Here is a 25,484-nt window from a genome sequence, read left to right on the forward strand (position 1 = left end):
CAAGAAAATCCTGAAGGATTGAATAAAAAATTTTTCAATTCAGAGGGGTTTTCTTATTTTTATTCCACACTGCAGATTTATAGATTATGAATTTTCTTAGACTTCCTTTCCTTGTCAAGCTTACCCTTGTGGTCGTTTCCGCCATTGGACTTGGCTACCTTCTGGTGTTAGGACAGAGCATTTTAGCTCCTTTTTTCCTGGCTTTCCTGATGGCTATGTTATTTTTACCGGCCGCTACTTTTATGGAAAGAAGACTAAGATTTCCAAGATCTATGTCTACGATGACTTCAGTTTTTATTATGCTCATCATTTTAGGCGGAATCATTTATTTCTTTACCAATCAGCTCTCTGACTTCAGTAAAGATCTCCCACACCTTCAGGAACAGTTTACGACTGTCTTCAATGGTCTTCAGCACTGGGTTTCCAAAACATTCAATGTCAAAGTGGATGAACAGGTAGATTATATCAATCAGGGACTGAATAAACTTTTGTCTTCTTCGGGAATGATTTTAGGCTTTACTTTCGGTATATTCTCAACAGGATTTGGATTTATTATATTTTTCACTCTATTTTTTATCTTTATTTTAAATTACAGAAGACTTTTAAATAATTTTATTGTTACCGTTTTCAATGAAAGACATAAAGCGAGTGTACAAGAAGCTGTAAGTGAGATCCGTGTCATGACCAAGAAATATATCTTCGGACTATCTCTTCAGGTGGTTATTGTATCTATTTTGACTTCAACTCTTCTTACCATTTTAGGGGTAAAATATGCTATTCTTTTAGGTGTTTTAACGGGATTATTAAATGTCATTCCGTATCTGGGAATTTTTATTTCTCTTTTAATTTCATGTTTTATAGCATTTGCCACTTCAACACCTTCCACATGTATTTATGTCGCTTTGGGATATATTGCTATTCATGCTGTAGACGGAAATATTGTCTTGCCATTTGTGGTTGGATCAAAAGTAAAAATCAATGCTTTATTTTCCTTTATTGGTATTCTTTTAGGGGAACATCTTTGGGGGATTGCAGGAATGTTCCTGTGTATTCCGGCTATTGCAATTATAAAAATTATCTGTGAAAGAGTGGATGATCTCAAACCTTGGGGAAGATTGCTTGGGGAAGAACAAAAACCTCATAAAAAGAAGAAAACATATAAAATTTCCAAGAATATTACGCTGAAGGAGATGGACTAGAATGTGAGTAATAAATAATGGGCAATAAGTAATAATTGATATCACTCTAAATTTGAATCCTTAAATCTTAAACTTTAAATAAAAAAGACTGCCTTTTTCAAGACAGTCTTTTTATTTTATTTAAGGAAGAGCGCACAAAGGGCTCATTCCATTTGGACAGGTTTCTGTGCACAGGATGTAAGTTTGACTATCCGGGCAGTATCCATAAGCAGGCCCTGGACCTCCAGGATCTCCTCCAGGACCACCTAAACAAGGATCTCCAGGTGGAATTTTACAAGGACATCCAACAGGTCCTATATCACATTTTCCAACACCGCCGCCTCCTTGGATTTCTCTTAAATCCGTACGGTTTAATTTTTTTAGGTTTTTCAACATAATATTTTTATTAGTTTTTGTTTGCATTTCAAATATAGAGAATAAAATTATCCAAAAACCAACATTAACCTACCATTAACATTAATTGTATATTTTTTATAAAAAACAAATCAACGAATCCTATTTTTATTTTACATTTGATATAAAATCATCAATCATGAAAATAATAAAATTTATTGTATGCTTACTTTTCGGGCTTATGTTTATCAATGCCGGATTAAACAAGTTTTTTAATTATATGCCTATGGAAAAACCTACTCCTGAACAGATGAAACTCTTTGCTGCTTTTGGAGAAATTAGCTGGCTGATGCCCTTAGTGGGTATTGTAGAGGTCATTGGCGGATTATTATTTATTTTTCCAAAAACAAGAGCACTGGGAGCCATTGTTATTTTACCTGTCATGGTAGGAATTGTCACTCACGTATTTACGATGGATAAATCTCCAATGGGAATGGGAATTGCCGGAGTAATGTTCCTGATTAATCTTTGGATGATTATTGACAACAAAGAAAAATACAAACATTTAGTTTCATAAGATTACAGGTAATAGGTTGCAGTACCAGTAAACTTCAGATGAAGTCTATTGTTGCTTTTCACTACCTGTAACCTATTATCTGTTACCTGCTACCTATACAAAGGCACTGAATCCTGTAATGGATCGTCCTACAATCAATGAATTGATTTCTTTTGTTCCTTCATAGGAATAAATAGCTTCTGCATCAGCAACAAATCTGGCTACATCGTACTCCAGCAGAATTCCGTTTCCTCCCAGTACTTCTCTTGCTCTGGAAACGATATCTCTTGTTCTGAGGGTACAGAAAACTTTAGCTAAAGACGCATGTTCATCTTTTAAAATTCCTTCATCCTGCATTTCAGACAATCTGAAAACCATGGTCTGCATCGCAGTAAGGTTTGACAGCATTTCTACCAAATGTCCCTGAATCATCTGGAATGAAGCAATTGGTCTTCCAAACTGTTCTCTTTTTCGGGTATAATCCAGTGCACTTTCGTAAGCTCCGCGTGCACACCCTGTGGCCATCCATGCTACTCCTGCTCTCGTCATTCTCAGTACTTTTCCGGTATCTTTAAAGGAGTTGGCATTTTGTAAGCGGTTTTCTTCGGTAACAAGACAGTCTTTTAAGGTAATCAATCCGTTCTGGACAATCCTTAAAGCCATTTTTCCTTTGATCTTTTCTACAGAATATCCAGGATTATCTTTTTCTACAATAAATCCTTTCACCTCTCCGCTATCCAGATCTCTTGCCCAAATAATGATCACATCTGCAAATGTTGCATTCCCGATCCATTTTTTCTGACCGTTGAGAACCCAGCCTTCTGGTGTTTTTTTACAGGTTACCGTAAGTCCTCCTGCCGCTCCTGAGCCTACTTCCGGCTCTGTAAGCCCGAAAGCGCCTATTTTTTCAAATTTCTGCATCTGTGGAAGCCATTTTTGTTTTTGTTCTTCTGATCCGCAGATATAAATAGATCCCATTGCCAATCCGGATTGTACTCCAAAGAAAGTGGCAATAGAAGCGTCTATTCTTGCCATTTCCATCGCAATAACCCCTTCCATCAGGAAAGGCATTCCCGGGCAACCATACCCTTCATAGGTAACCCCGCAAATATCCAGTTTCTGGAATTTCGGAATCAGTTCAAAAGGGAATTCATCCCTGAGCCAGTAGTGATTCACCAGAGGTTTTACTTCTTTTTCCATAAATGCTCTTACCTTTAACTGAATTTCGCGCTGTTCAGGGGTAAGAGTGTGGTAGATATCATAAAAGTCTCCATCAATGGGAGGTAGTTCTTTCTTTTTCTTTTCCGGATCAAGCATTTTCATAAGCCCGGAAAGCTGTTTATCATCCAGCTTTGAGAAATTATGCATCAGCTTGGGCAGATCTACTTTTTGAGAAATAGCACTCAACTGATCGAAATCTATGGATGTGAATAATCCTATTGCGTTTCTGATTTTTGAAAAAGTATTTGACATAGTGATAGATTGTAGTTTTGGTTTGTAAAAGATATGCAAAAATTGCTCCGAAAGCAAAGCTCAAAGGTCAACCCTGTTTTACAAAATACTCAATTTCAACAAATTAAAAGATCATATTTTATTTACAAGTTTTTTACTTTTGATTTTCAAGCGTTACAAAAGATCCTGACTGAACTTTGACTTCAGGAAAACAACAAAAATCAACGCTATGAAAACTACTTACATTAGATTATCTCTATCGGCCGTTCTTTTATTAGGAATTTATTCATGTAAAAAGGGGGAAGTATCCTCTAAAGATCTCGAAGCTTATGCTGTTACAGATTCTGCAGCTGTGGTTCTATCAGACAGTATCTCATCGGTTGCAGATATGAAAGTAAAAGACAAACAGTTTATCAAAACTGCAGATGTAAATATGGAAGTAAAGGATGTGTATAATGCAACTATTGCCATTGAAAAATCTGTGCAGGATCTTGGCGGATTTGTTACGAACAGCAATCTTCAAAGTAATGTGGTTTCTGAAAACACGTACAACACTTCCAATGAAGAAGCAATGCTGGTAAAAAAATACCAGACAGAGAACAGAATGCAGGTACGTATTCCTACGGAAAAGCTTGGTGAATTATTGACCGCAATCAATACCAATAAATTATTTCTTAATTCTAGATCCATCAATGCGGAAGATGTGACCGCTAACATCAAATATTCTGAACTGGAAGGAAAAAGAAATCAAAAGACTTCTGAAAATATCAGCAAGCTAAAAACAAATAAAGACAAAGTAAAGCTGGATGATGAGAACATGTCTGAAGGAAACCTTCAAAAATTTTCCAGCATGAACATGACAGATGATCTGAAATACAGCACGATTGACATCTACATCAAGGAACCTCAATTGCGTATTGCCGAAATTGCCGTTACCAACACTACCAGTATTGATAATAAATATAAATACAATTTCATTTATGATGCGAAAGATGGTTTCGTGTACGGTTTCTATCTGATCCAGAGAATCATAGTGGCTCTTATCAATGTATGGCCTCTTCTCTTAATTGCTGCGGCAATCATCTATTTTTTAAGAAAAAGAAAAATTTCAAAACCTGAACATTCAAAAATCCAGGAATAGAAAAGCTATCCTAACCGATTGGTTATCATCATAATTTTAGATTTTACAGCCTCCTGTTTCCGGGAGGTTTTTATTTTTTTTGAAAAAAACTGTAACGATTGTAACTCCTGTTTTACCTACTGTTTAAAAGAACAGAAAATCAAAAAAATTAATACTATGAAAAATTTAATACAACTTGGATTCGCAGCATTATTATCAATGAGCACTATGAGCGCAAAAGCACAGAATAAAGACACAGGAAAAGGCAACAGTCTGCTTTGGGAAGTTTCAGGAAACGGTCTCACTAAGCCATCTTATATTACCGGAACTTTTCATATCTTATGCAGTAAAGATTTTGAGATGAAACCTAAGGTATTGAAGGCTCTTGAAAAATCTGACAACTTTGTCATGGAAATCAATTATACAGATCCTGCTGAAATAATGTCACTACAAAAAATGTTTCAGACCGATAAAAAAATATCAGATCAGCTTTCTCCTGAAGAAGCTAAAGAGCTGAATACCATTCTCGCCAATTACGGAACGGATCTGAAAAGCGTTGATTCTTCAAGCCCCCAGGCACTTTATGCCTTGCTTTCCACCAAAGCGATTCCTTGCCCAAAGACTGAAATAAAGCTTTACGAAATGGAACTTCTGCAGAAAGCAATAAAAAACAAGAAGAGCATCAAAGGACTGGAAAAAGTTGAGGATCAGATGAAAGCCATCAACAAAGCCTATGACTTGAAAAGTACCATTACCCAACTGAAAATGGATAAGGAATATGAAATACTGTTTGGGAAAATGATCCAGGCTTTTAAAAATGAAAATGCACAGTTACTTTACAGTCTTTTTAAAGATGAAAGATTTATGAATGCTCAACAGGAAAAAGCAATGCTGACTGACAGAAATCAAAACTGGGTAAAAGTAATGCCGGACATGATGAAAAAAGAAAGCTCTTTCTTTGCCGTTGGAGGATCTCATCTTATGGGTGAAAACGGAATTATTCCACTTCTGAAAGCAAAAGGCTACACCGTAAAACCTGTATCTAGCTTATAACCATAACCAAACCATGAAACGATTGTGAGTAATCCAACCGAAACCGCTTTTTTAAAGCTCGTCAACCAGCACAAAGGGATTTTATACAAAGCCTCGAGGATCTATGCAGATTCCGTAGAGGATCGGGAAGACCTGCAGCAGGAGATTCTTATCCAGCTTTGGAAATCCTACCAAAGCTTCAAAGGGAACAGTGAGTTTTCTACCTGGATGTATCGGGTTGCGATCAATACAGCTATTACCTATTTAAAAAAGGAAAAGCAGAGATCTGGTAATCACACAGATGCTCCCGCTTATTTCGAAGTACAGCAGGAAGATTATAATCCTACGAAAGACAGACAGCTGGAAATTTTTTACAGTGCCGTTCAGGAGCTTAACTCATTAGAAAAAGCAGTTATATTCTATTTCATGGAAGGGATGTCTCACAAAGAAATTGGAAACAATTTAGGCCTTAGTGAAGGCAATGCCCGCGTAAAACTCAACAGAACAAAAGAAAAAATACAGCAAATCATAAAAAAATCAGGTTATGAATTTTGATCAATTAAAAGAACAGTGGAATAAAGAAGACAGCGATGTCCATATTCCTGACACCATACAGCAATTAAAAGAAAGTAAACATCCTATAGAAAAGATTCAGAAAAATATGAAAAAAGAATTTCCGATGCAGATTGTAGCCATTATTCTGATCGCATTTTTCCCACTTCAGTTTAAATTTCCTTCTTCACAGTATATTATTTACTATGTATCTTATACAATGATGGTGGTTATTTCATCATACTATCTGTTAGGGTTTTATAAATTCTACAAGCAGACAGAACTTTACACCGGCAACACCAAAAACAGCCTTTGGAAAATATACCACGAACTACGTCTGAATATGGAAAGATACCAGTCTTTCGGGTTTTTATTGCTTCCTCATTTTCTGGTAACGATAGGACTTGTTATTTATAATACAATGCAGGAACACGGAAAATCTCTGACCGAGCTTACCTCTTCTCATCAGCAGGGATTAATCATAGCCGTCCTGATAGGAACTTTAGGAATCATAACAAGCATTGTTCTCTGGACAAAATACATTTATGGAAGAAGTGCCAAACAACTGGAAAAGATCCTGAACGAAATGGAAGAATAGGATCTTACATTCTTATCACAAAACACTTTTTATACAACCTCAGATCAACTCTGAGGTTTTGTTTTTAAAAAAATGTTATTTATCGTCTTCAAATTTATCTGAGGTTTTATTTTTCCGTAAATTTGCAAATCAGAAATAAATGATTATGGATTGTCAGTTATTTTTAATCCGATATATCATTTTCTGAAAGATAAAAATTCTGCAATATGCTATCAAAAATAAATCCAACACAAACTAACAGCTGGAAAGCACTTGACGAACACTTCGGGGGAAATGATTTCGATCTTAGAACCCTTTTTCAATATAACCCAAACCGTTTTAATGAGTTTTCCCTTCAAAAAGACAATTACCTTTTTGATTATTCTAAAAACTTAATTGATTCCAGAACAAAGGATCTTTTATTACAATTGGCTGAGGAAAGCCAGCTAAAAGAGGCTATTTCTAAAATGTTCTCAGGAGATAAAATCAATGAAACAGAAGGAAGAGCAGTATTACACACTGCATTAAGAGATTTCTCTGATCGCGAGATCCTTGTAGACGGAGAAAATATCAAGCCACAGATCAAGAGCGTTCTTGAACATATGAAGTCTTTTTCTGAAAAAGTGATTTCAGGAGAGCATAAAGGTTTCAGTGGAAAGGAAATTACAGATGTAGTCAACATCGGAATTGGAGGATCAGATTTGGGCCCTGTAATGGTTTGTTCTGCTTTAAAGCATTTTAAAACAAGATTAAACGCTCACTTTGTGTCCAATGTGGACGGAAATCATATCGCTGAAGTAGTAAAGAATTTAAATCCTGAAACTACTTTGTTCATCATTGCTTCCAAGACATTTACTACTCAGGAAACAATGACCAATGCCAATTCAGCTAAAGACTGGTTCCTGAAAGCAGGAAAACAGGAAGATGTAGCCAAGCATTTCGTTGCCTTATCTACTAATATTAAAGAAGTTAAAAAATTCGGTATTGCGGAAGAAAATATTTTTGAGTTCTGGGACTGGGTAGGCGGAAGATACTCTCTTTGGAGTGCTATCGGTTTAAGTATTGTTCTTTCTGTAGGATATGAAAACTTCGAACAGCTTTTAAGAGGTGCTTTTGATACTGACCAGCATTTCCAGACTGCAGATTTTTCGGAAAACGTTCCTGTATTAATGGGACTTTTGGGAATCTGGTACCGTAATTTCTATGCAGCCACTACTTATGCGATCTTGCCTTATTCTCAATATCTGGACAGGTTTGCAGCCTATCTTCAGCAGGGAGATATGGAAAGTAACGGAAAATGTGTAGACAGAAACGGAGAATTTGTAGAATATGAAACGGGACCTATCATCTGGGGAGAGCCTGGAACAAACGGACAGCACGCTTTCTATCAATTGATTCATCAGGGAACAGAATTGATTCCTGCAGATTTTATTGCTTATACAAAGAGCCCGAACAAAGTTTCAGATCACCAGGATAAACTATTAGCGAACTTTTTCGCTCAGACTGAAGCACTTGCCTTCGGAAAACTGGAAGAAGAAGTGGAAGAAGAGCTTAGAAATTCAGGAAAATCTGATGAGGAAATAGACAAACTGATCAATTTCAAGGTTTTCCACGGAAACACACCGACTAACTCAATATTATTCAAGGAATTAACTCCTTTTTCTCTAGGTCAACTGATTGCTCTTTACGAACATAAAATCTTCGTTCAGGGGGTAATCTGGAATATTTTCAGCTTTGACCAGTTTGGAGTGGAATTAGGAAAAATATTAGCCAATAAAATCCTTCCTGAATTGGAGAACAATGAAGCAATAAGTTCTCATGACAGTTCTACCAACGGATTGATCAATTACTATAAAGAAAACAAATAGTAAGTAAAAAGAAAGTAAAAGTAAATCTATAAAGTAAAAAAGTAAAAATGGCAGAAATTCTTGACGGACTTAAAGTATCCAAGGAAATTAAAGCAGAGATCAAGGCTGAAGTAGAAAAGATTCTCGCAAGCAAAAGAAGAGCACCACATTTGGTGGCTATTCTTGTAGGAAATAATGGAGCTAGCAAAGCCTATGTAAATGCTAAAGTGAAAGACTGTGAGGAAGTGGGATTTCAATCCAGCTTAATCAAATTTCCAAGTACAGTTTCTGAATCTGAACTCTTGGAAAAAATTGACGAGCTTAATAAGTCTAAAGCAGTGGACGGATTTATCGTTCAGCTGCCTTTACCAGACCAGATTGATCAGGAAAAAATCATCAATGCTATTGACCCAAGAAAAGATGTGGACGGTTTCCACCCTGAAAACTTTGGAAAAATGGCCCTTGAAATGGATACTTTCTTACCGGCAACGCCTTTCGGTATTTTAACATTATTGGAAAGATATAATATTGAAACCAAAGGAAAAGACTGTGTAATTATCGGAAGAAGTAAAATTGTAGGAAGACCAATGAGTATTCTAATGGGAAGAAAAGATTTCCCTGGAAACTCTACCGTTACCCTTACACACTCATACACGAAAGACATTGAAGAATATACAAGAAAAGCAGACATCGTGATTACCGCTTTGGGAGATCCTCATTTCTTAAAAGGAGATATGATTAAAGAAGGAGCTGTAATTGTTGACGTGGGTATTACAAGAGTAGATAATGACTCTCCAAAAGGGTATTATCTTGCAGGTGACGTAGATTTTGACAGTTGTGCAGAAAAAGCAAGCTGGATTACACCGGTACCCGGAGGAGTAGGCCCAATGACAAGAGCGATGTTGATGAAAAACACCATCATTGCTTACAAAACTTCGGTCTATAACGACTAATTTTAAAATGAATAAAGAAGAAGATATTTTATTAAAAGAAGGTAAAATGCTCCCTGTAATGGAGCATTTTTACACTTTACAGGGAGAAGGAGCACACACCGGAAAAGCAGCCTATTTTATCAGGCTTGGTGGTTGCGATGTAGGATGTCACTGGTGTGATGTAAAAGAAAGCTGGGATCCCGAACTTCATCCTTTGATGAATACAGTAGAAATTGCAGAAATGGCTGCAAAGCATTGTAAAACAATCGTTCTTACGGGTGGTGAGCCTCTGATGTGGAATTTAGAGATATTGACTTCCAGGCTGAAAGAACTGGGATGCACGGTGCACATAGAAACTTCAGGAGCTTATCCTATGAGTGGACAACTGGACTGGATTACACTTTCACCTAAGAAAACAGGACTGCCTAAAGAAGAGATTTATCAAAAGGCCCATGAGCTTAAAGTCATTATCTTCAATCAGCACGATTTTACATTTGCACAGGAACAGGCAGCAAAAGTTTCTGAAAACTGTAAGCTTTATCTTCAGAGTGAATGGAGCAAAAGAGATGATATGTATCCTAAAATCACAGACTTCATTCTGGAAAATCCCGAATGGCAGGCTTCAGTTCAGACCCATAAATATCTGAATATACCTTAATTAGTATAATACCGATAGATGCAGAGAATCCGATACTCCAGATACCTGAAATCGATCATTATGTTGCTTGACCTCATGGTTATTGCATCTATCTTTATATTCTTTTTTATAAGCAGAAACGAAAGTTTAAAATATGATAAAGAAACCTGGTATCAGAATACTTTTTCTCTGATTCTGTTGTTTTTGTTCTGGGTGCTTCTAAGCGGTAGGACAAAAATTTACAATATTCCGAGAAACCTTACTTATACACTGTTTCTTGAGCGCCTATTAATCCATTTCCTCTTTTTCATACTTGGCGTTCTGCTTATAGGAAAGGTAAGTAACAATGTATTTTTCAATTCGGATATCTATTGGCTTTCTCTTTATCTATTTATTTTTATATTTCTTGCGAAATCATTGATTTATTTCGCTATCAAGTATTTACGATCATTAGGAGCCAATTATAGAAATGTAATGTTTTTAGGAGACCATCAGTCTACGGAGATCCTGAAGAATATTTTCATAGACCGTAAAGACTATGGATACAGGATATTTGAATATAATAGCTCAGACATTAATATTGATGAACTGGTTACTTTCTGGAAAAAGAACGGAATTCATACCTTGTTTTTATCTATGGAAAATTCTTATGGTGACCGGATTGAAAATGAAATTTTCAAATTGGCAGAGGATCATAAGATTCATATTTCATTGATTCCAAGTATCACACAAAGTGACTTTTTCCTGTATGATCTGGGATATATACAAACTCAGCCGGTACTAAACCAGGCCAGATATTCACTGGATTATTATTCTAATTTTCTGATGAAAAGAACTTTTGATATTTTCTTTTCTATTATTATTTTGGTTTTAATCTGCTCATGGGTATTCCCAATCATTGCTATTTTAATCAAAGCAACTTCCAAAGGTCCTGTATTTTTCCTTCAGAAAAGATATGGTTTCCATGAAGAAGTATTCAATTGTTTTAAATTCAGAACAATGGTTGTGAATGATGAGTCTACTACCAAAACCACATCGGAAAATGATTCCAGAATTACCAAAGTGGGCAAATTTTTACGAAAAACCAGTCTTGATGAGCTTCCGCAATTCATTAATGTTTTGAAAGGCGAGATGTCCGTAGTGGGACCGCGTCCTCATATGCTTTCCGTAGATAATTATTATAAACCAAAAATTGGGAGATACAGCTTAAGAAGCATGGTAAGCCCGGGTATTACAGGATTAGCACAGGTAAACGGATTACGTGGTGACTTCGGAGATGTGGAAGTAGAAATGAAAAAAAGAGTTCTGGCTGATGCTTTCTATGTTAGAAACTGGAGTTTTGTACTTGATCTGGTTATTATTCTAAAAACCGTTTTACTGGTTATAGGTGGAGACAAAAATGCCAAATAATTTTAACACAAAACCAGGCTTTAGTCTTCTGCTCAACTCTAGCCCAATTCAATAAAAAAGTCTAATTTAGCAGTATGTTAAAAAAGTTTTTCACAGCCATAGGGGAATACATGATCCTCTTAGGGAAATCCCTGCAGAAACCTCAGAAAATGAGAGTGTTCTGGAAGCTGTTTATGAGAGAAATTAATGATTTGGGAGTAAATTCTTTCGGACTTGTGGTCTTCACTTCTATTTTCGTAGGAGCTGTAGTTGCCATTCAGATGTTCAATAACTTTGACGCATCTTCCTTTCCCATTCCCCCTTCATTTGTAGGATATGCTACGAAAGCGGTTCTTGTTTTGGAATTTGCGCCTACCATTATCAGTTTGATTCTGGCGGGTAAAGTAGGTTCATATATTGCCTCAAGTATTGGAACAATGAGAGTTTCCGAACAAATTGACGCATTGGATATTATGGGAGTAAACTCACCCAATTTCCTGATATTTCCAAAAATCATTGCCTGTATGCTATTTAATCCCCTTCTTATTGCCATCAGTATTGTATTTGGTATTGGCGGAGGTTATATTGCCGGGATTTTAACAGGTAACTGGACAGAGAACGATTATATTGTGGGTATTCAGATGTATATGCCGAATTTATTTATTTACTATGCATTTACCAAAACAATTGTTTTTGCTTTTATCATTGCTACTGTACCGTCTTATTTCGGATACAATGTAAAGGGAGGATCGCTGGAAGTAGGTAGAGCCAGTACACAGGCCGTAGTATGGACCATGGTGTTCATTATTATCTCTGAATTAATTTTAACCCAATTAATATTAAGCTAATGATTGAGGTAAAAGATCTTAAGAAAAGTTTTGATGATGTTGAAGTGCTTAAGGGAATTTCAACTTCATTTGATAAAGGAAAAGTAAACTTAATCATTGGACAGAGTGGTTCCGGGAAAACTGTTTTTCTTAAAAGTTTGTTGAATGTTTATATGCCTTCATCAGGAGAAATTCTGTTTGATGGAAAAGATATCAATACCATGACCAGAGATGAAAAACAGCATCTCCGTTCAGAAATCGGAACTGTATTTCAGGGAAGTGCTTTATTTGACTCCCTGACAGTGGAAGAGAATATCATGTTCCCTCTTGACATGTTTACCAATCTTACTTACCGAGAAAAAAAGAAAAGAGTTTTTGAAGTAATAGGTAGAGTACATCTTGATAAAGCAGAAAGAAAATATCCTTCTGAAATCTCTGGAGGGATGCAGAAAAGGGTTGCCATTGCGAGAGCTATTGTGAACAATCCCAAGTATCTGTTCTGTGACGAGCCCAATTCCGGGCTGGATCCTTATACCTCTAAGATTATTGATGATCTTCTTTACGAAATCACAAAAGAATATAATACAACCACCATCATCAATACACACGATATGAACTCTGTAATGACGATTGGCGAGAAAATTGTATACCTACGACTGGGAATCAAAGAATGGGAAGGCAACAAAGACATTCTGATTACAGCAGGCAATAAAAATCTGATTGATTTCGTTTATTCTTCAGAACTGTTTAAAGAGCTGAGAGAATATTTACTTGAGAATAATAAAACGATTGAAACTACAAATACAAAAATAGACGATAATGAAAAAGGCACTTAGTATAGCGTTATTAGGATTTTCAATGTGGGCTTCTGCACAGATTTCACTGGCAGGAAAGGCCAATTTAATTTTCCCGACAGGCTCTCCTTCATGGTCCAATATTAAAGGAACAGTGAATGATGCCATTGATGGAAAAGGTAAAAATAATGTAGGTTTCAACGTGGGACTTTCATTAAAAGTGGGTCTTCCTACTTCATTGTTTGTAATGCCGGAGATCTATTATACTCATTTCAAAAACGAGTTCACTACAGAGAACACCACGTTTGATGTTAAAAGTAACCGTATAGATGTTCCTGTTCTTTTAGGATACAACCTTTTAGGAAATATGCTGGGAGTTTTTGTAGGACCTGTAGGAAGTTTCAACTTAAATAAAGACAATACTTACAACGACTTCAAAGAAAATGCTAAAAATGATTTTACAGTAGGATATCAGTTTGGTGCTCAGCTGGAAATCAAAAAGTTTCTTGTCAATGCAAGATATGAAGGTGCTTTCAGTAAAGACGAAAGAAATTTTATCAACAAAGTTTCCGGTTCGGAAATCAGATATGATAACAGACCTAACCTGTTTATGGTAGGTTTAGGATATAAATTCTAAATTAAATTTCGAAAATAACAACTTTAAACCCTCAAATTTAAATTTGAGGGTTTTTATTTTGGTTTTCAAGTTCAGCCTGACGCTTTGCAATTTCTGCGGCCTGTTTTTCAAGCTCTTCCTTGTCTTTTTGCAATTGTTTGAATTCTTTCTTCTTCTGTTCTGCTTTCATTGCACTTCCTTTGCTCAGATATCCTACCATTCCTCCAATGATAAGTCCTATTCCTACTCCTGCCATCATTCCCATAATGTGAGAAATCTTTATTTGTTCTACGGCAAAATCTGTTGTTAAATAGAAAAGTAATGCAGAAACAGCTAAAAGTATAAGTCCGGTAATTGATAAACTCTTCATAATATTGTGTTTAGGTGGTTACATAAAAAAGCCTTACCAAATTTACTAAAAATTTAATAAGGCTTTATTCAAGATTAAAATTCTAATTATATTTTTCCTCCCGCAGCCTTATAATATTCTAAAGCCTTCGGAAGATCCTTATTAATATCTGAAATTCTTGTTTCCGGGTTGGGGTGAGTAGATAAGAATTCAGGTTGTCTTGCTCCTGAAGATGCTGCCTCCATTCTGTTCCAGAAAGGAATGGCGGCTCTAGGATCATATCCTGCCATAGACATCAGGTAAAGCCCCATTTCATCAGCTTCAGATTCCTGACCTCTTCCGTATTTCAATAAAGCAACCTGTGAACCAATAGGATATACCTTCTGAAAAACACTTGCCCATTGTGAATTTGAAATTGTTCCTCCAAGGATAGCACCTCCATACTGAGCTACCATGGCCTGAGAAATTCTTTCGTTACCATGGCCTGCCAATGCGTGAGAAACCTCATGTCCCAATACTACAGCAAGTCCGTTATCGTCTTTTGTTACCGGTAATATTCCTGTATAAACGGCTACTTTACCACCAGGCATACACCATGCATTCAGCTCAGTACTTTGCAGAAGATTAAATTCCCAGCTGTAGCTGGCAAGATCTGCTGATCTTCCTATACTCTGATAATATCTTTCTGCTGCGCTTTTAATTCTGTTCCCTACATTTACCACTCTCTTTGCATCTGCCGTACCGGTAATCACTTTACCTTTAGACAATGTCGTCTTGTATTCCTGCGAAGACATTGTTAAAATTTCCGAATTATTGGCCAGCTGTAAAGAAGACCTCCCCGTAATAGGGTTTGTAGTACAGGCAACAGCCGAAAGAGCAATAGCTCCCATTCCAAATAGATGTGTAACTTTCATAGTTTGAGTGTTAATAATTCAACCTTAACAATTTTTATTCCAAAATATTTTAGAAAGAATATATTTGCATACATTTTGCTGTTTAAATTTAATAATTATATCATTATGAAAAAGTATATTTCTTTACTGATGATTTTTGGATTCCTGTTCTTTTTTCAAAGTTGTGCATCACAAGGCTCATTAGATCCGAAAACAGTTGACACTTTAGTAAATTCTCAAGAGTTTACATTTCATGCAGAAAGAGCCAATCCTACGAATTATGACGTTATCAATGTGCTGAATTCAATGCCTAATGCTACTGCAACAAGAATATTGAATCTGAATGGAGACTATACCATTGATGTAAATAAAAATACACTGGATGTAGTGCTGCCTTACTTCGGAAGAGTTTTTAATCCATCTTATGGAAATACCGGAGACAACAGTTACAGATTCACATCAAAAGATTTTACAGTCACTAAAACTCAGAATAAAAAAGGAAACTGGACTTTAAAGTTCAAACCAAATGATGTAAGAACTGTTGACGAGGTGAATATTGAAATCTTTAAAAATGGGAAAGCTTTCGTTTCTATGAGAAGTAACGACAGACAACCGATCACATATGACGGATATGTTTCAAAAACTGAGGTGAAACAGGAAAAAGATAAACCTTAATCCCTGTTTTCGTTAGATAAGAATTTCTCAACAAATAATTTTGCTTCAGTGCTTGGATTGGAAACCATAGCTGAAGCATTTTTTTTATGCATATGATATGCCTCTTCCACCGCATTGCTCTTTTTCATCAGGGATAAAATATATTCCTGAACCCAATATTCAAAACGCTTTTCAGCCTGCTGAACACGGATTTCTTCAAAACGCCCGGATTTTTTTTCAAATCAATAAATTCAAAGATGGTATCATAAACATCTTTCAATCCTTCATTAAAAAGTGCAGACCCCAATAAAACAGGAATCTTCCAGCCTTTTTCTTTAGGTGGAATAAAGTCTAAGGCTCTTTTTAATTCCAGCCTTGTATTTTTTGCTTTCTGGAGATTATCCTGATCAACTTTATTAATGAAAATAAGGTCTACCATTTCCATAATGCCTCGTTTTATTCCCTGAAGTTCATCTCCACCTCCAATGATTTTAAGAAATAAGAAAACATCGGTAATATCGGCCACCAGAACTTCTGATTGTCCTACTCCTACGGTTTCTATTAGAATATAGTCATAGCCTGCAGCCTCGCAAATCATCATCGTTTCAAAAGTTGTATTGGCTACTCCGCCCAGAAAACCTGAGCTTGGGGAAGGGCGTATGAATGCATTTTCTTCTTTGGCCAATTCTTCCATTCTGGTTTTATCACCCAAAATACTTCCTTTATTGATTGCTGAGCTTGGATCTATCGCTAAAACAGCTACTTTTTTGCCTTGGGTAATAACCAGTCTTCCAAAATTTTCTATAAAAGTGGATTTTCCGGCTCCGGGAACTCCCGTTACACCTACCCTCACAGAGTTTCCGGTAAGGGGCATGATTTTCTTCAGAAGCTCTTCTGCCTGTACTCTATGCTCTGCTTTTTTACTTTCAACCAATGTAATAGCTTTTGCAATCAGGCGTTTGTTTCCTGATTGTATTCCTTCTATTAGCTCTTCTGTAGAAAATTTCATTGATTCAAAATTAATAATTAAAATGGGAATGGTCAATACCCGGATCATAATGATGAGACAAAAGACCTAAATTGTCTTTGTTTGGAATTGTCAATTTTTCATGAATTTAGTTTTTATTTCTTCTAAATTAAAACTACAACACCCTTTATCAACGGCTTAAGGAATTTATTACATTTGTTATATCTCAAAAAGAAGAAACATGAAAAAACTCATCGCTGCGGCTGCGTTTACTGCTATTTTGCTGGTTTCCTGTACGCCGAAAGCTTCTACATCCGCTGCTACTGCAGGTACATCAACATCTACTGCAGAACAGATTGCTCAGGGGAAAACAATTTTTGAAAACTCCTGTGGAAGATGCCATAAACTTCCGGATCCTGCTTCGCACAATCCTGTACAATGGGTAGGAATTATGAATTCTATGGCTCCAAAGGCAAAACTGACGGATGAACAGCACCAATGGGTTTATGATTACATTGTTTCTGTGAAGAAATAATCATCAAACAAAAATAGGGTATGAAAAAACTTATCTTAAGCGGCATTGCAGCATCAGCATTTCTGATATCCTGCGGACCAAAAAGTACGGCTGTAACAGGGCCAAAGTATACCTCATCTGAACAGCTGGCACAAGGGAAAACGATCTTTGAGAATTCCTGTACGAGATGCCATAAACTGCCAGAACCTACCAAGCATGATAACCAGGGATGGATCAATACTTTAAGCAGAATGGCTCCAAAGGCTAAGCTTACTGATGAACAGCATCAGATGGTGTATGATTACCTGATCTCTGTGAATAAGAAATAAGCTTTCGTTAGAAAGCTTATTTCTTTTAATTAAATATCTCAAAAACAGATTATTCTGTCTTTTTTATAGTTCTTGTTCTGGTTATTTTTCCTTTGACCAGCTTTTCTCTGTCTTCAATGACTTCAAGCGCGGCACGGTTGTAAGCAAATTTTTTAGCTTCTTTAAGGGTTGCCAAAGCCTGCTTATATTCAAATTTTCTTTCCTGAAGAAGAGAAAGACAGTTCAGGATTTCCGACTTATCAATCCCTTTTAGTTTCAGAGAAAACTCAATTAATTTTTCTGCTTCTTTATAATCTTCGTTACTCAAAAGACATTCTATGTAATATTTAGGGGTATTAATATTCCCGATATTGCTCTGCATAGCTTCATCAAAGTATCTTTTGGCGGTTTCATAATCCTTGAGTTCTTCGGAATATACTCTTCCCATCAGACAAAGGCTGTCTGCATCTTCGGGTTCATAGGACAGGGCATAGTTCAACGCGTCCATACATTCAGCAAGGTTGAAAGGAAAATAGTCTAGCGCTTCAAAATAATATTTACTTTTAGTTAAGGTCATTTCTGTAGTTTTTGAGTTCATTTTTCAAGACGTTCCTTTGTTTTTTGAATGTCTTGTCTTCGTAATTCTTTTTAAAATCTGTTCCTGAAAATGTACGAACCGGATTTCCGCGTTCTACCTGCATCTGAAGAGACCACGTATCTTTCAGCTTTCTTTCGAGTTGTTGGATGTAAATTGCCATTACCTTTTCTTTGAGTCTGATAACGGATAGTTTTTTATTTTCCAGCTGTGAACGGGAGTCCTGTACAAAGACTGTTTCATTAGTAGGAATATAAGTGGCACGCACAGCGGTATTCACCTTGTTTACGTTTTGTCCTCCGCTTCCCTGACTTCTTGCAGTCTGAAACCGGATATCTTTTTCATTGAAGTCGATCATTTTTACATTCTCCAGTTCAAAAATTCCGATAAACCAATTGCTTCTTTTGTGCAGCTTTCTGAATGTACTTTTCCCAATCCAGCAGACGCTTCCCAGCCAGCTATTTAAAAACGAGGACAGGTCTTTTCCTTTTAAAAGTAGGGTTACTGATTTTAATGTCAGGTTTTCATCCCCGTTTTCCCGCTGAATGATTTCGTATTCTATTATATTTTGTTTGGCCTCTTCAAGAAAGGTCTTCAGAACCTTGGCTACCACCCACTGGCATTCTAAAGGACCTCTTCCTGAAGTGATCTGTATTAATTTTTCCATTTTTTAATTTGGTATTTTGCTTAATAAAGGGTTTCCGACAGGATCTATTCCCTTTTGTAATAAATCTTTTGCAGCCATTACTGCCCAGCATTTATCACTGGAGTGAATGTTTCTGTAAAAAGAAAGTAAAACATCAGGTTTAACGACCATAAAACCATTGGCTTCAATGGTCTCTAGATCATCTCTTTCGAAGAAGTCTATGGTAATTCTGTGAAGCTTTTCATTTTCCAGCTCAACAGTCTTTTCATACCTGCGAAAGTTCTCTTCGCTCGGCAGATGGTCATATCGGGTCCAGACTTTCTGAAACCCTCCCTGCTGAAGAATGATAATAACTTCTGCGATATTTTCTTTTTTTACGAAAACATCAATATCCTTGTGGTCATGGGCATGCTTGTATTCTGTATGTCCTTTTTCTGACATAAAGTGCCACGCCCAGCCTCCTGATATAATGACTTTATCTTTTAATTTATCTAAAATTTCAAGTCCTGACTGGATTCTGAATTCCGGCCAGACTTCACCGTATCTTTTTATGTTATGTGGTGTTCCCATTTTTTTAATTTTAAAATATTTCTTTATTAAACCTTATAGGTTTTGGAAACCTATAAGGTTGTAAAGTATGAGATTAATTATTTGTCCATTCTCACAATTCTTGGCTGGAATGTTCCCAAGATATCTACCAATTCGCTCTGTGCGTTCATCACTTCATTAATGTCTTTGTAGGCCATAGGTGCTTCTTCTGCATTTCCGCCTATCAATGTGACATTTTTCAGTTTCAGTTCTTTTTTGATATCGTGCTGAGTAAAAAGGCTTCTGCATTCTCCTCTTGAATGCGCTCTTCCTGCGCCATGTGATGCTGAATTCAGAGATTCCGGGTTTCCTTTTCCACGAACGATGAATCCCTTTGCAGTCATCGATCCGGGGATCATTCCCAATTCATTTTCATTGGCAGGTGTAGCTCCTTTTCGGTGAACAATCACTTCTTTACCGTTATGAATTTCTTTCCATGCGAAGTTGTGATGGTTTTCAATTCTGGCTTTTACTCTTCCACCGACTGCTTTTACGAGTCTTCTGTGAATATCATCATGACAGGCTGAAGCATAATCACCGGCAAGATTCATGGCCGTCCAGTATTCAAGTCCAAGATGGGTACTAAGATCCAGCCATGCGAAGTTTTGGGCTTCTTTTGGTAACGGACACTGTTCTGTTGCCATTCTTGAATAATACTGTGCGATCTCCGCTCCGAGACCTCTCGAACCGCTGTGAGATAGGATTCCCAGATATTTTCCTTTGGGGAGACCAATTTGTTTGTCTTCTTCGGTGATTTCCACCTCTCCGAATTCTACAAAGTGATTTCCTCCGCCTGAGGATCCCATCTGTTTGATGGCTTTTCCCTTTAATCTTCTTAAGATCGGGATCATATCGAATGTATCTCTTTCGAAAATCTCATGATCTATATGGGATTTATGTGTTTCATACATCCCGAATTTGGTATGTTCGGCAAGCGCTTTTTCATATTTATCTCTTGCTCCTTCAAGATATGAAACCGGTGTATCCAAAATACTGAGGCTCATTCTGCAACCAATATCCATCCCTACTCCGTAAGGTATTACCGCATTTTCCACAGCCAGAACGCCTCCTATTGGAAGTCCGTATCCGCTGTGGGCATCCGGCATTAATGCTCCCTGAGTAGAAATAGGCAGTTTCAAAGCTGTATACAACTGATTTTTTGCCTCTTCTGAAATATTGTTTCCAAAAATATGAAAGGAAGCACGCTGTGAATTCAGCATTCTTTTTTCTGTTTTTCTGGATGAAAGTAAGGTCTCTGCAATTTGTCCAAAAGTCAGATCTTTTTCAAATTCTTCCGGATTCAGCAAGATTTCCTTTAAAAGAGATTTTACGTGATGAATATTTTTCGTTGCAAAATTTCTTTTCATGACTTCCAATGCTACGTTTATGCTTTGGTTATTGGGATAGCCCAGTTTTAATATATCTTTTCCTTTTAGTTTTAAATTTCCCATTGTTTTTGTTTTAAATAACAGTTGGACTTATTCGTCCTGTAAGCTTTCTGCAATTTCTGTTGCAGACATTGTGCAGGTTGCATATTTCCTGCTTTTGATAAGTTTTCTTTGATACTTTTCTTTCCATGGATTCGACTTACCTAGAATAGTCTTGTGCATAATCCCTATCACTTTATACTGTCCCAAATAGGAATCCAGCGCTGCATATTCTTTTTCCAGCTCCAAATCAAGGGGTTTGTAATGGGTAATCATGTTGGGTCTTACCCTTAAAGTAAATCGCCATGGTTCGGTAAATTTGTAGTAGGTTCCGAATATCTTACGGACAGGACAATAATCTTCTTTTTTTTCAAAATATTGTCTTTCTCTGTCGGTAAACTCTAATTTTGGATAATTCCAGGAAAATGAAGTAATATACCTGAGCTTCTGCTCTCTTTCTACATATATCTTTCTTCCGAACTTTCTTTTCTTTTTCAGAAATCTGCGGTTATCAGAATACATATAGGTATTTATCTTCTTTAAAATTCCTTCGAAAAAATCTCCGTCTTTGGATTGTTTTACATCCTCTCTTACAACAAAAAATCTTACAAATCCTTTTTGATAGGGTTTATCCAATGGAATCTGCGGAAGATTTCTTCTCATTTTCCAGAGTTCTCTACTACGTTTGTATTTCGTTCTTATCTGCTTTTCTACATCTTTTCTAATTGCTCTTTTTCTGCTTCTCACGCTTCTCAGGCGGAAATGCAGGAGGTTATCATTTTCCATTGTTTATAGAAGTTTGATATGAGATATAGAAAACTTGATTCTTTTATCTCACACAACTTTTAATCAACTAAAACATTAGTTGAATGGATTAATAATTGACCTAACAGTTTGGAGGAATATTCCTCATTCTGTTTTGTCTTTAATGACACTAAAAAAGATTTCGGGGAAACGTGGAGTTTGAAATATTGCGCAATAAAAACCCGAAATCTCTACGACTTCGGGTTTTGATATTTCATTGTACTGTTATTCTAAGAATGTACCAAACCGCGAAGCCTTACCACCATAAGTGGCAATCCAACTGTAGAATTCTGTTTTGTATTGAACATTGCTTCGTCGTTTTTTAATTGGTTAAACTTGATTTTCAGGTGCAAATATATACATTTTTTTAACAATCAAAATATTTTTTTTCACTTAAGGTGAATAATGCTGAGAAAAATGGCATCAATTACTTTGGTCATTCGCTTGATATCTAATGTTTCCAAGGTATCGGTAGGTTCGTGATAGTTTTTGTTTCTGAAGAAGGATGTATCGGTGATCATGAGGGCGGGAATATCGAAATTCCAATAATTCAGATGGTCGGAAAAGTCTATTCCTGCTACAAATTTGGGGGCTGAGAATGTTTCTGTTTTGATTTGTCCGGAATCTTTGAAATTTCCAATAAAGTTTCTTACAAACGGACCTGCACCACTGAACTTTTTCACCAACGTGATAAAATTTCCCTGATCACCGTATATCCAGGACAGAATGCCTACAGGAAAAGTTTGAGAACCTTTTTCGTCACGAAAATACCCTATCATTTCTACACTAGCCATTCCATAGACATCAATTTTGTTGTCTTTTAAATATTTTGCATGAATATAGCTTCCCATATTTTCGGTTCTGAAATAAGGAGGCTCTTCCAGCGTGTAAGCAACCAAATCTACTCTGTACTTAAGCTTCTGTCCTTTCAACATTCTTGCGAGCTCCAAAAGGGCAGTAACTCCGGTAGCATTGTCGTCTGCTCCCTGCTGGTCTCCACAGACATCATAATGCGCTCCCATAATGATCCGTTTGGTATTTTCTGTTCCAAATGAAGTAATGACGTTTTTATAAACTTTTCCGTCTACTTTATATTCCTGAAAATTTGTACTGTCACCATAAATAGCAAAGGTTTGATGAATGTAATCGGCAACCGCATTCAGCTGGCCAATATTTTTATGATTCCGGAATTGAGGAGTTTGGGTAAGTGCTATCAAATGCTTTTTTACCAAGGCACTATCTGTTACAACGGGAGAGCTTTGTGCTGATAGATTATTCTTCCCAATGCCTATCAGGAAGATGCATGTAATAATAAATAAGCCTACGAGAAGAAATATTTTGTTCCTCGTAGGCTTTATAATTTTTTTCAGATTCATAGTTATGTTTTAATTTCTGTGCTGAAATTAAAGCTTTTCTATTTATTTTTCTAAAAATCTTTCCAGAATTTCTACAGCGCATTTCGGAAGGTTGGTTCCAGGTCCAAAAATAAAGTCGGCACCGTTGGCATACAGGAATTCGTAATCCTGCTGCGGAATTACTCCTCCTACTACGATAGTTATATCGTCTGCTCCCAGTTTCCCTAACTCTTCCACTACCTGTGGAACTAATGTTTTGTGCCCGGCAGCCAATGAAGAAACTCCTAAAATATGAATATCATTTTCTACTGCCTGCTTGGCAACCTCTTCCGGTGTCTGAAACAATGGCGCAACATCTACATCAAATCCCATATCGGCAAATGCTGTTGCTACTACTTTTGCTCCTCTATCGTGCCCGTCCTGTCCCATTTTAGCGACCATCAGTCTTGGGCGGCGTCCTTCTTCTTCTTCAAATTTTTGAGCCAGATGAAGGGCTTTTTCAAAGTATTCGTTTTTACCGGCATTCATTGCATATACACCAGAGATTGTTTTAATATTTGCTTTATATCTTCCAAATGTTTCTTCCATCGCATCACTCATTTCGCCCAGTGTAACTCTTCTTCTTGCGGCTTCGATACATAATGCCAGCAGGTTTCCTTTTCCTGTTTTGGCACTTTCACGGATTTCATTTAGGATCTGTTCAACGGCTTCAGTATTTCTTTCTGCTTTGATTGTATTGAGTCTTTCGATCTGTTTTCTTCGAACTTCTGTATTATCAATGTCTAAGATTTCTATCTGATCTTGCTTCAATGAGGATTTGAATGAATTGACACCAATAATGAATTCTTCGCCACTATCAATTTTAGCCTGTTTTTTAGCAGCGGCTTCTTCAATTCTCATTTTGGGAATTCCGGCTTCAATGGCTTTGGTCATTCCTCCTTCCTGTTCTACCTCATCAATATACCTCATCGCTTCCTCAATCATTTGCTGAGTAAGGCTTTCTACAAGGTTACTTCCACCCATCGGATCTACTACATCACATATTCCGCTTTCCTGCTGAAGAATGATCTGTGTATTCCTTGCAATTTTCGCTGAATAGTCTGTTGGAAGCGCAATGGCTTCATCCAGTGCATTGGTATGGAGAGACTGCGTTCCTCCTAATGCTGAAGACAATGCTTCGATAGCTGTTCTTGTGATATTATTGAAAGGTTCCTGCTCTGTTAAAGACCATCCGGAAGTCTGGGAATGGGTTCTTAATGCCAGAGATTTTGGATTCTGAGGATTAAACTGTTTTAAAAGAGTTGCCCAGATGTATCTTGCGGCACGCATTTTCGCAATTTCCATGAAATGATTCATTCCGATTGCCCAGAAGAAAGATAATCTTGGGGCGAAACCGTCTACGTTCATTCCTGCTTTGATTCCTGTTCTTACATATTCAAGACCGTCTGCTAGTGTATAAGCCATTTCAAGAACCGGTGTAGCACCAGCTTCCTGCATATGATATCCGGAAATAGAAATAGAGTTGAATTTTGGAATGTTTTGGGAAGTGTATTCAAAAATATCTGCAATGATCTTCATGGAAGGTGCCGGCGGATAAATATACGTGTTTCTTACCATGAATTCTTTCAGAATATCATTCTGAATAGTTCCGGAAAGCAACTCCTGTTTTACCCCCTGTTCTTCTGCTGCTACAATGTAGAAAGACAAAATAGGAAGTACAGCTCCATTCATAGTCATAGATACTGAAATTTGATCCAATGGAATTTCATTGAATAGAACTTTCATATCTTCCACAGAGTCGATAGCAACTCCAGCTTTTCCTACATCTCCTACTACTCTTGAATGGTCAGAGTCATATCCTCTGTGGGTCGCCAAGTCAAATGCTACCGAAAGTCCTTTCTGACCTGCGGCAAGATTTCTTCTATAAAAGGCGTTGGATTCTTCAGCAGTAGAAAACCCTGCATATTGACGGATTGTCCAGGGTTTTTGAACATACATGGTAGAATACGGTCCTCTCAGGTAAGGTGCAATTCCTGGAGAAGTCTGCGTTAATGATTCATCTTTTACATCTTTTTTTTCATAAGATGATTTGAGTTCAAGTCCGTCTTTTTCAAAATTGTAAATCTCTCTTTCCTGAGCTGATACATTAAAATCCGGTTTTTTCACAGAAATTGTCTTTCGCATTCCAATTATTTTTGTCCCCGTAAAGTTAATTTTTTTGAGCGAAACATGAAACTTATGTTAACGTTCTGTTTTTCTAAGTTTTAGCAAAAGAAAAAGGCCGGGCAAATGCCTAGTCATGGTCGGAAGAAATTTCCGACCATTTTTTATGTTTTAAGTTTTGAAGACTTTTGCAGGATCACCCCCCGCAAATATTATTAAAATTGCGGTAATCATATCCCGAAGTTCCATAGCGATGCGCCTTTTAGCTGTTTTATATCCTAAATTGTTTACTTTTTTGTAAATCAAGAGCAGCATAGAAGCAATCATTGTCATGTAGAGCATTACTTCAATTCCGTTT

At 36.8% G+C, this 25,484-nt stretch carries 29 protein-coding genes and 1 pseudogene; 16 read left to right on the forward strand and 14 right to left on the reverse strand.

Annotated features, from left to right (window positions below; translation table 11 throughout):
- Positions 1 to 86 precede the first annotated feature (86 nt).
- The gene (locus BOQ62_RS15175) at positions 87 to 1,199 is read left to right on the forward strand and encodes an AI-2E family transporter (protein ID WP_129040791.1); all 1,113 of its coding nucleotides are present in this window, start codon (positions 87 to 89) and stop codon (positions 1,197 to 1,199) included.
- A gap of 120 nt (positions 1,200 to 1,319) precedes the next feature.
- Here BOQ62_RS15175 and BOQ62_RS15180 read toward each other — a convergent pair whose 3' ends face one another.
- Positions 1,320 to 1,574 (reverse strand): bacteriocin-like protein, encoded by a 255-nt coding sequence (locus tag BOQ62_RS15180; protein ID WP_129040793.1) that lies wholly within the window; start codon positions 1,572 to 1,574, stop codon positions 1,320 to 1,322.
- A 157-nt stretch (positions 1,575 to 1,731) separates the two neighbouring features.
- Between BOQ62_RS15180 and BOQ62_RS15185 the strand changes: the two genes are divergently transcribed.
- Entirely contained in the window at positions 1,732 to 2,109 is a 378-nt protein-coding gene (locus BOQ62_RS15185) for a DoxX family protein (RefSeq protein WP_126652716.1), read from the forward strand.
- Between the two features lie 93 nt (positions 2,110 to 2,202).
- Here the strand turns inward: BOQ62_RS15185 and BOQ62_RS15190 are convergent, their stop codons facing one another.
- Positions 2,203 to 3,561, reverse strand: a complete 1,359-nt coding sequence (locus BOQ62_RS15190) for an acyl-CoA dehydrogenase family protein (protein ID WP_129040795.1) — start codon at positions 3,559 to 3,561, stop codon at positions 2,203 to 2,205.
- Positions 3,562 to 3,769: 208 nt separating this feature from the next.
- Between BOQ62_RS15190 and BOQ62_RS15195 the strand changes: the two genes are divergently transcribed.
- The 11 genes from BOQ62_RS15195 to BOQ62_RS15245 all read left to right on the forward strand — a co-directional run bounded on the left by BOQ62_RS15195 (position 3,770) and on the right by BOQ62_RS15245 (position 13,884).
- Positions 3,770 to 4,681 (forward strand): DUF4349 domain-containing protein, encoded by a 912-nt coding sequence (locus BOQ62_RS15195; protein WP_129040796.1) that lies wholly within the window; start codon positions 3,770 to 3,772, stop codon positions 4,679 to 4,681.
- Between the two features lie 156 nt (positions 4,682 to 4,837).
- The gene (locus tag BOQ62_RS15200; protein WP_129040798.1) at positions 4,838 to 5,713 is read left to right on the forward strand and encodes a TraB/GumN family protein; all 876 of its coding nucleotides are present in this window, start codon (positions 4,838 to 4,840) and stop codon (positions 5,711 to 5,713) included.
- Between the two features lie 99 nt (positions 5,714 to 5,812).
- Positions 5,813 to 6,247 carry an RNA polymerase sigma factor gene (locus tag BOQ62_RS15205; protein ID WP_410494209.1) on the forward strand — a complete coding sequence of 145 codons (435 nt, stop codon included), beginning with the start codon at positions 5,813 to 5,815 and terminating at the stop codon, positions 6,245 to 6,247.
- Positions 6,237 to 6,842 (forward strand): hypothetical protein, encoded by a 606-nt coding sequence (locus BOQ62_RS15210; protein ID WP_129040802.1) that lies wholly within the window; start codon positions 6,237 to 6,239, stop codon positions 6,840 to 6,842. Before BOQ62_RS15205 ends, BOQ62_RS15210 begins: the two co-directional genes overlap by 11 nt.
- 206 nt (positions 6,843 to 7,048) lie before the next feature.
- Positions 7,049 to 8,689, forward strand: a complete 1,641-nt coding sequence (pgi, locus tag BOQ62_RS15215) for a glucose-6-phosphate isomerase (protein ID WP_129040804.1) — start codon at positions 7,049 to 7,051, stop codon at positions 8,687 to 8,689.
- Between the two features lie 47 nt (positions 8,690 to 8,736).
- Positions 8,737 to 9,621, forward strand: a complete 885-nt coding sequence (locus BOQ62_RS15220) for a bifunctional 5,10-methylenetetrahydrofolate dehydrogenase/5,10-methenyltetrahydrofolate cyclohydrolase (protein WP_126652724.1) — start codon at positions 8,737 to 8,739, stop codon at positions 9,619 to 9,621.
- Between the two features lie 7 nt (positions 9,622 to 9,628).
- A complete protein-coding gene (locus BOQ62_RS15225; RefSeq protein ID WP_129040806.1) occupies positions 9,629 to 10,258 on the forward strand; it encodes a 7-carboxy-7-deazaguanine synthase QueE in 630 nt (209 codons plus the stop codon).
- A gap of 18 nt (positions 10,259 to 10,276) precedes the next feature.
- On the forward strand, positions 10,277 to 11,647 hold the full coding sequence (locus BOQ62_RS15230) for an exopolysaccharide biosynthesis polyprenyl glycosylphosphotransferase (protein WP_129040808.1): 1,371 nt from the start codon (positions 10,277 to 10,279) through the stop codon (positions 11,645 to 11,647).
- A gap of 74 nt (positions 11,648 to 11,721) precedes the next feature.
- Positions 11,722 to 12,474 (forward strand): MlaE family ABC transporter permease, encoded by a 753-nt coding sequence (locus tag BOQ62_RS15235; RefSeq protein WP_121489516.1) that lies wholly within the window; start codon positions 11,722 to 11,724, stop codon positions 12,472 to 12,474.
- Positions 12,474 to 13,289 carry an ABC transporter ATP-binding protein gene (locus tag BOQ62_RS15240; RefSeq protein WP_047428831.1) on the forward strand — a complete coding sequence of 272 codons (816 nt, stop codon included), beginning with the start codon at positions 12,474 to 12,476 and terminating at the stop codon, positions 13,287 to 13,289. Before BOQ62_RS15235 ends, BOQ62_RS15240 begins: the two co-directional genes overlap by 1 nt.
- Positions 13,273 to 13,884 (forward strand): outer membrane beta-barrel protein, encoded by a 612-nt coding sequence (locus BOQ62_RS15245; RefSeq protein ID WP_089694930.1) that lies wholly within the window; start codon positions 13,273 to 13,275, stop codon positions 13,882 to 13,884. The genes BOQ62_RS15240 and BOQ62_RS15245 overlap by 17 nt, the downstream gene beginning before the upstream one ends.
- Positions 13,885 to 13,921: 37 nt before the next feature.
- Here BOQ62_RS15245 and BOQ62_RS15250 read toward each other — a convergent pair whose 3' ends face one another.
- Positions 13,922 to 14,233: a hypothetical protein gene (locus BOQ62_RS15250; protein ID WP_129040810.1), complete on the reverse strand. Its 312-nt coding sequence runs from the start codon at positions 14,231 to 14,233 to the stop codon at positions 13,922 to 13,924.
- 86 nt (positions 14,234 to 14,319) lie between these two features.
- On the reverse strand, positions 14,320 to 15,126 hold the full coding sequence (locus BOQ62_RS15255) for a M48 family metallopeptidase (protein WP_129040812.1): 807 nt from the start codon (positions 15,124 to 15,126) through the stop codon (positions 14,320 to 14,322).
- Between the two features lie 105 nt (positions 15,127 to 15,231).
- On the opposite strand from BOQ62_RS15255, the gene BOQ62_RS15260 reads away from it, so the two are divergent.
- On the forward strand, positions 15,232 to 15,780 hold the full coding sequence (locus BOQ62_RS15260; protein ID WP_129040814.1) for a DUF4251 domain-containing protein: 549 nt from the start codon (positions 15,232 to 15,234) through the stop codon (positions 15,778 to 15,780).
- On the opposite strand, the gene BOQ62_RS24300 is transcribed toward BOQ62_RS15260, so the two are convergent.
- Both BOQ62_RS24300 and meaB read right to left on the reverse strand, forming a co-directional pair.
- Positions 15,777 to 15,908: a hypothetical protein gene (locus BOQ62_RS24300; protein ID WP_410494206.1), complete on the reverse strand. Its 132-nt coding sequence runs from the start codon at positions 15,906 to 15,908 to the stop codon at positions 15,777 to 15,779. The genes BOQ62_RS15260 and BOQ62_RS24300 overlap by 4 nt on opposite strands.
- Complete coding sequence (gene meaB / locus BOQ62_RS15265; protein ID WP_410494207.1) at positions 15,908 to 16,768, reverse strand: methylmalonyl Co-A mutase-associated GTPase MeaB; 861 nt, start codon at positions 16,766 to 16,768, stop codon at positions 15,908 to 15,910. Before meaB ends, BOQ62_RS24300 begins: the two co-directional genes overlap by 1 nt.
- A gap of 199 nt (positions 16,769 to 16,967) precedes the next feature.
- Between meaB and BOQ62_RS15270 the strand changes: the two genes are divergently transcribed.
- On the forward strand, positions 16,968 to 17,261 hold the full coding sequence (locus BOQ62_RS15270; RefSeq protein WP_129040816.1) for a c-type cytochrome: 294 nt from the start codon (positions 16,968 to 16,970) through the stop codon (positions 17,259 to 17,261).
- 20 nt (positions 17,262 to 17,281) lie between these two features.
- Complete coding sequence (locus BOQ62_RS15275) at positions 17,282 to 17,569, forward strand: c-type cytochrome (protein ID WP_129040818.1); 288 nt, start codon at positions 17,282 to 17,284, stop codon at positions 17,567 to 17,569.
- A 49-nt stretch (positions 17,570 to 17,618) separates the two neighbouring features.
- Here the strand turns inward: BOQ62_RS15275 and BOQ62_RS15280 are convergent, their stop codons facing one another.
- From BOQ62_RS15280 to BOQ62_RS22540, 8 genes and pseudogenes are all read right to left on the reverse strand, one after another.
- Positions 17,619 to 18,125, reverse strand: coding sequence for a tetratricopeptide repeat protein (locus BOQ62_RS15280; protein ID WP_129040820.1), 507 nt, complete (start codon positions 18,123 to 18,125; stop codon positions 17,619 to 17,621).
- Positions 18,112 to 18,810 carry a peptide chain release factor H gene (gene prfH / locus BOQ62_RS15285; RefSeq protein WP_129040822.1) on the reverse strand — a complete coding sequence of 233 codons (699 nt, stop codon included), beginning with the start codon at positions 18,808 to 18,810 and terminating at the stop codon, positions 18,112 to 18,114. The genes BOQ62_RS15280 and prfH overlap by 14 nt, the downstream gene beginning before the upstream one ends.
- A gap of 3 nt (positions 18,811 to 18,813) precedes the next feature.
- Entirely contained in the window at positions 18,814 to 19,359 is a 546-nt protein-coding gene (locus tag BOQ62_RS15290; RefSeq protein ID WP_129040824.1) for a hypothetical protein, read from the reverse strand.
- 77 nt (positions 19,360 to 19,436) lie between these two features.
- Positions 19,437 to 20,828 carry an RtcB family protein gene (locus BOQ62_RS15295; protein ID WP_129040826.1) on the reverse strand — a complete coding sequence of 464 codons (1,392 nt, stop codon included), beginning with the start codon at positions 20,826 to 20,828 and terminating at the stop codon, positions 19,437 to 19,439.
- Between the two features lie 27 nt (positions 20,829 to 20,855).
- Complete coding sequence (locus tag BOQ62_RS15300) at positions 20,856 to 21,590, reverse strand: hypothetical protein (protein ID WP_129040828.1); 735 nt, start codon at positions 21,588 to 21,590, stop codon at positions 20,856 to 20,858.
- A gap of 407 nt (positions 21,591 to 21,997) precedes the next feature.
- A complete protein-coding gene (locus BOQ62_RS15305; protein WP_129040830.1) occupies positions 21,998 to 22,984 on the reverse strand; it encodes a M28 family peptidase in 987 nt (328 codons plus the stop codon).
- A 42-nt stretch (positions 22,985 to 23,026) separates the two neighbouring features.
- A complete protein-coding gene (gene scpA, locus BOQ62_RS15310; protein ID WP_129040831.1) occupies positions 23,027 to 25,147 on the reverse strand; it encodes a methylmalonyl-CoA mutase in 2,121 nt (706 codons plus the stop codon).
- A 150-nt stretch (positions 25,148 to 25,297) separates the two neighbouring features.
- Positions 25,298 to 25,484, reverse strand: a pseudogene (locus BOQ62_RS22540) (IS4/IS5 family transposase); the annotation flags it as partial.

This window comes from Chryseobacterium sp. CH21 (genome assembly GCF_004119445.1).
GTDB lineage: Bacteria > Bacteroidota > Bacteroidia > Flavobacteriales > Weeksellaceae > Chryseobacterium.

Excerpts from the sequence above, each read along its gene's own strand:
- BOQ62_RS15175 (WP_129040791.1), top strand. The coding sequence starts at position 87 with ATGAATTTTCTTAGACTTCCTTTCCTTGTCAAGCTTACCCTTGTGGTC.
- BOQ62_RS15180 (WP_129040793.1), bottom strand. The coding sequence starts at position 1,574 with ATGTTGAAAAACCTAAAAAAATTAAACCGTACGGATTTAAGAGAAATC.
- BOQ62_RS15185 (WP_126652716.1), top strand. The coding sequence starts at position 1,732 with ATGAAAATAATAAAATTTATTGTATGCTTACTTTTCGGGCTTATGTTT.
- BOQ62_RS15190 (WP_129040795.1), bottom strand. The coding sequence starts at position 3,561 with ATGTCAAATACTTTTTCAAAAATCAGAAACGCAATAGGATTATTCACA.
- BOQ62_RS15195 (WP_129040796.1), top strand. The coding sequence starts at position 3,770 with ATGAAAACTACTTACATTAGATTATCTCTATCGGCCGTTCTTTTATTA.
- BOQ62_RS15200 (WP_129040798.1), top strand. The coding sequence starts at position 4,838 with ATGAAAAATTTAATACAACTTGGATTCGCAGCATTATTATCAATGAGC.
- BOQ62_RS15210 (WP_129040802.1), top strand. The coding sequence starts at position 6,237 with ATGAATTTTGATCAATTAAAAGAACAGTGGAATAAAGAAGACAGCGAT.
- pgi (WP_129040804.1), top strand. The coding sequence starts at position 7,049 with ATGCTATCAAAAATAAATCCAACACAAACTAACAGCTGGAAAGCACTT.
- BOQ62_RS15220 (WP_126652724.1), top strand. The coding sequence starts at position 8,737 with ATGGCAGAAATTCTTGACGGACTTAAAGTATCCAAGGAAATTAAAGCA.
- BOQ62_RS15225 (WP_129040806.1), top strand. The coding sequence starts at position 9,629 with ATGAATAAAGAAGAAGATATTTTATTAAAAGAAGGTAAAATGCTCCCT.
- BOQ62_RS15230 (WP_129040808.1), top strand. The coding sequence starts at position 10,277 with ATGCAGAGAATCCGATACTCCAGATACCTGAAATCGATCATTATGTTG.
- BOQ62_RS15235 (WP_121489516.1), top strand. The coding sequence starts at position 11,722 with ATGTTAAAAAAGTTTTTCACAGCCATAGGGGAATACATGATCCTCTTA.
- BOQ62_RS15240 (WP_047428831.1), top strand. The coding sequence starts at position 12,474 with ATGATTGAGGTAAAAGATCTTAAGAAAAGTTTTGATGATGTTGAAGTG.
- BOQ62_RS15245 (WP_089694930.1), top strand. The coding sequence starts at position 13,273 with ATGAAAAAGGCACTTAGTATAGCGTTATTAGGATTTTCAATGTGGGCT.
- BOQ62_RS15250 (WP_129040810.1), bottom strand. The coding sequence starts at position 14,233 with ATGAAGAGTTTATCAATTACCGGACTTATACTTTTAGCTGTTTCTGCA.
- BOQ62_RS15255 (WP_129040812.1), bottom strand. The coding sequence starts at position 15,126 with ATGAAAGTTACACATCTATTTGGAATGGGAGCTATTGCTCTTTCGGCT.
- BOQ62_RS15260 (WP_129040814.1), top strand. The coding sequence starts at position 15,232 with ATGAAAAAGTATATTTCTTTACTGATGATTTTTGGATTCCTGTTCTTT.
- BOQ62_RS24300 (WP_410494206.1), bottom strand. The coding sequence starts at position 15,908 with ATGAAAAAGAGCAATGCGGTGGAAGAGGCATATCATATGCATAAAAAA.
- meaB (WP_410494207.1), bottom strand. The coding sequence starts at position 16,768 with ATGAAATTTTCTACAGAAGAGCTAATAGAAGGAATACAATCAGGAAAC.
- BOQ62_RS15270 (WP_129040816.1), top strand. The coding sequence starts at position 16,968 with ATGAAAAAACTCATCGCTGCGGCTGCGTTTACTGCTATTTTGCTGGTT.
- BOQ62_RS15275 (WP_129040818.1), top strand. The coding sequence starts at position 17,282 with ATGAAAAAACTTATCTTAAGCGGCATTGCAGCATCAGCATTTCTGATA.
- BOQ62_RS15280 (WP_129040820.1), bottom strand. The coding sequence starts at position 18,125 with ATGACCTTAACTAAAAGTAAATATTATTTTGAAGCGCTAGACTATTTT.
- prfH (WP_129040822.1), bottom strand. The coding sequence starts at position 18,810 with ATGGAAAAATTAATACAGATCACTTCAGGAAGAGGTCCTTTAGAATGC.
- BOQ62_RS15290 (WP_129040824.1), bottom strand. The coding sequence starts at position 19,359 with ATGGGAACACCACATAACATAAAAAGATACGGTGAAGTCTGGCCGGAA.
- BOQ62_RS15295 (WP_129040826.1), bottom strand. The coding sequence starts at position 20,828 with ATGGGAAATTTAAAACTAAAAGGAAAAGATATATTAAAACTGGGCTAT.
- BOQ62_RS15300 (WP_129040828.1), bottom strand. The coding sequence starts at position 21,590 with ATGGAAAATGATAACCTCCTGCATTTCCGCCTGAGAAGCGTGAGAAGC.
- BOQ62_RS15305 (WP_129040830.1), bottom strand. The coding sequence starts at position 22,984 with ATGAATCTGAAAAAAATTATAAAGCCTACGAGGAACAAAATATTTCTT.
- scpA (WP_129040831.1), bottom strand. The coding sequence starts at position 25,147 with ATGCGAAAGACAATTTCTGTGAAAAAACCGGATTTTAATGTATCAGCT.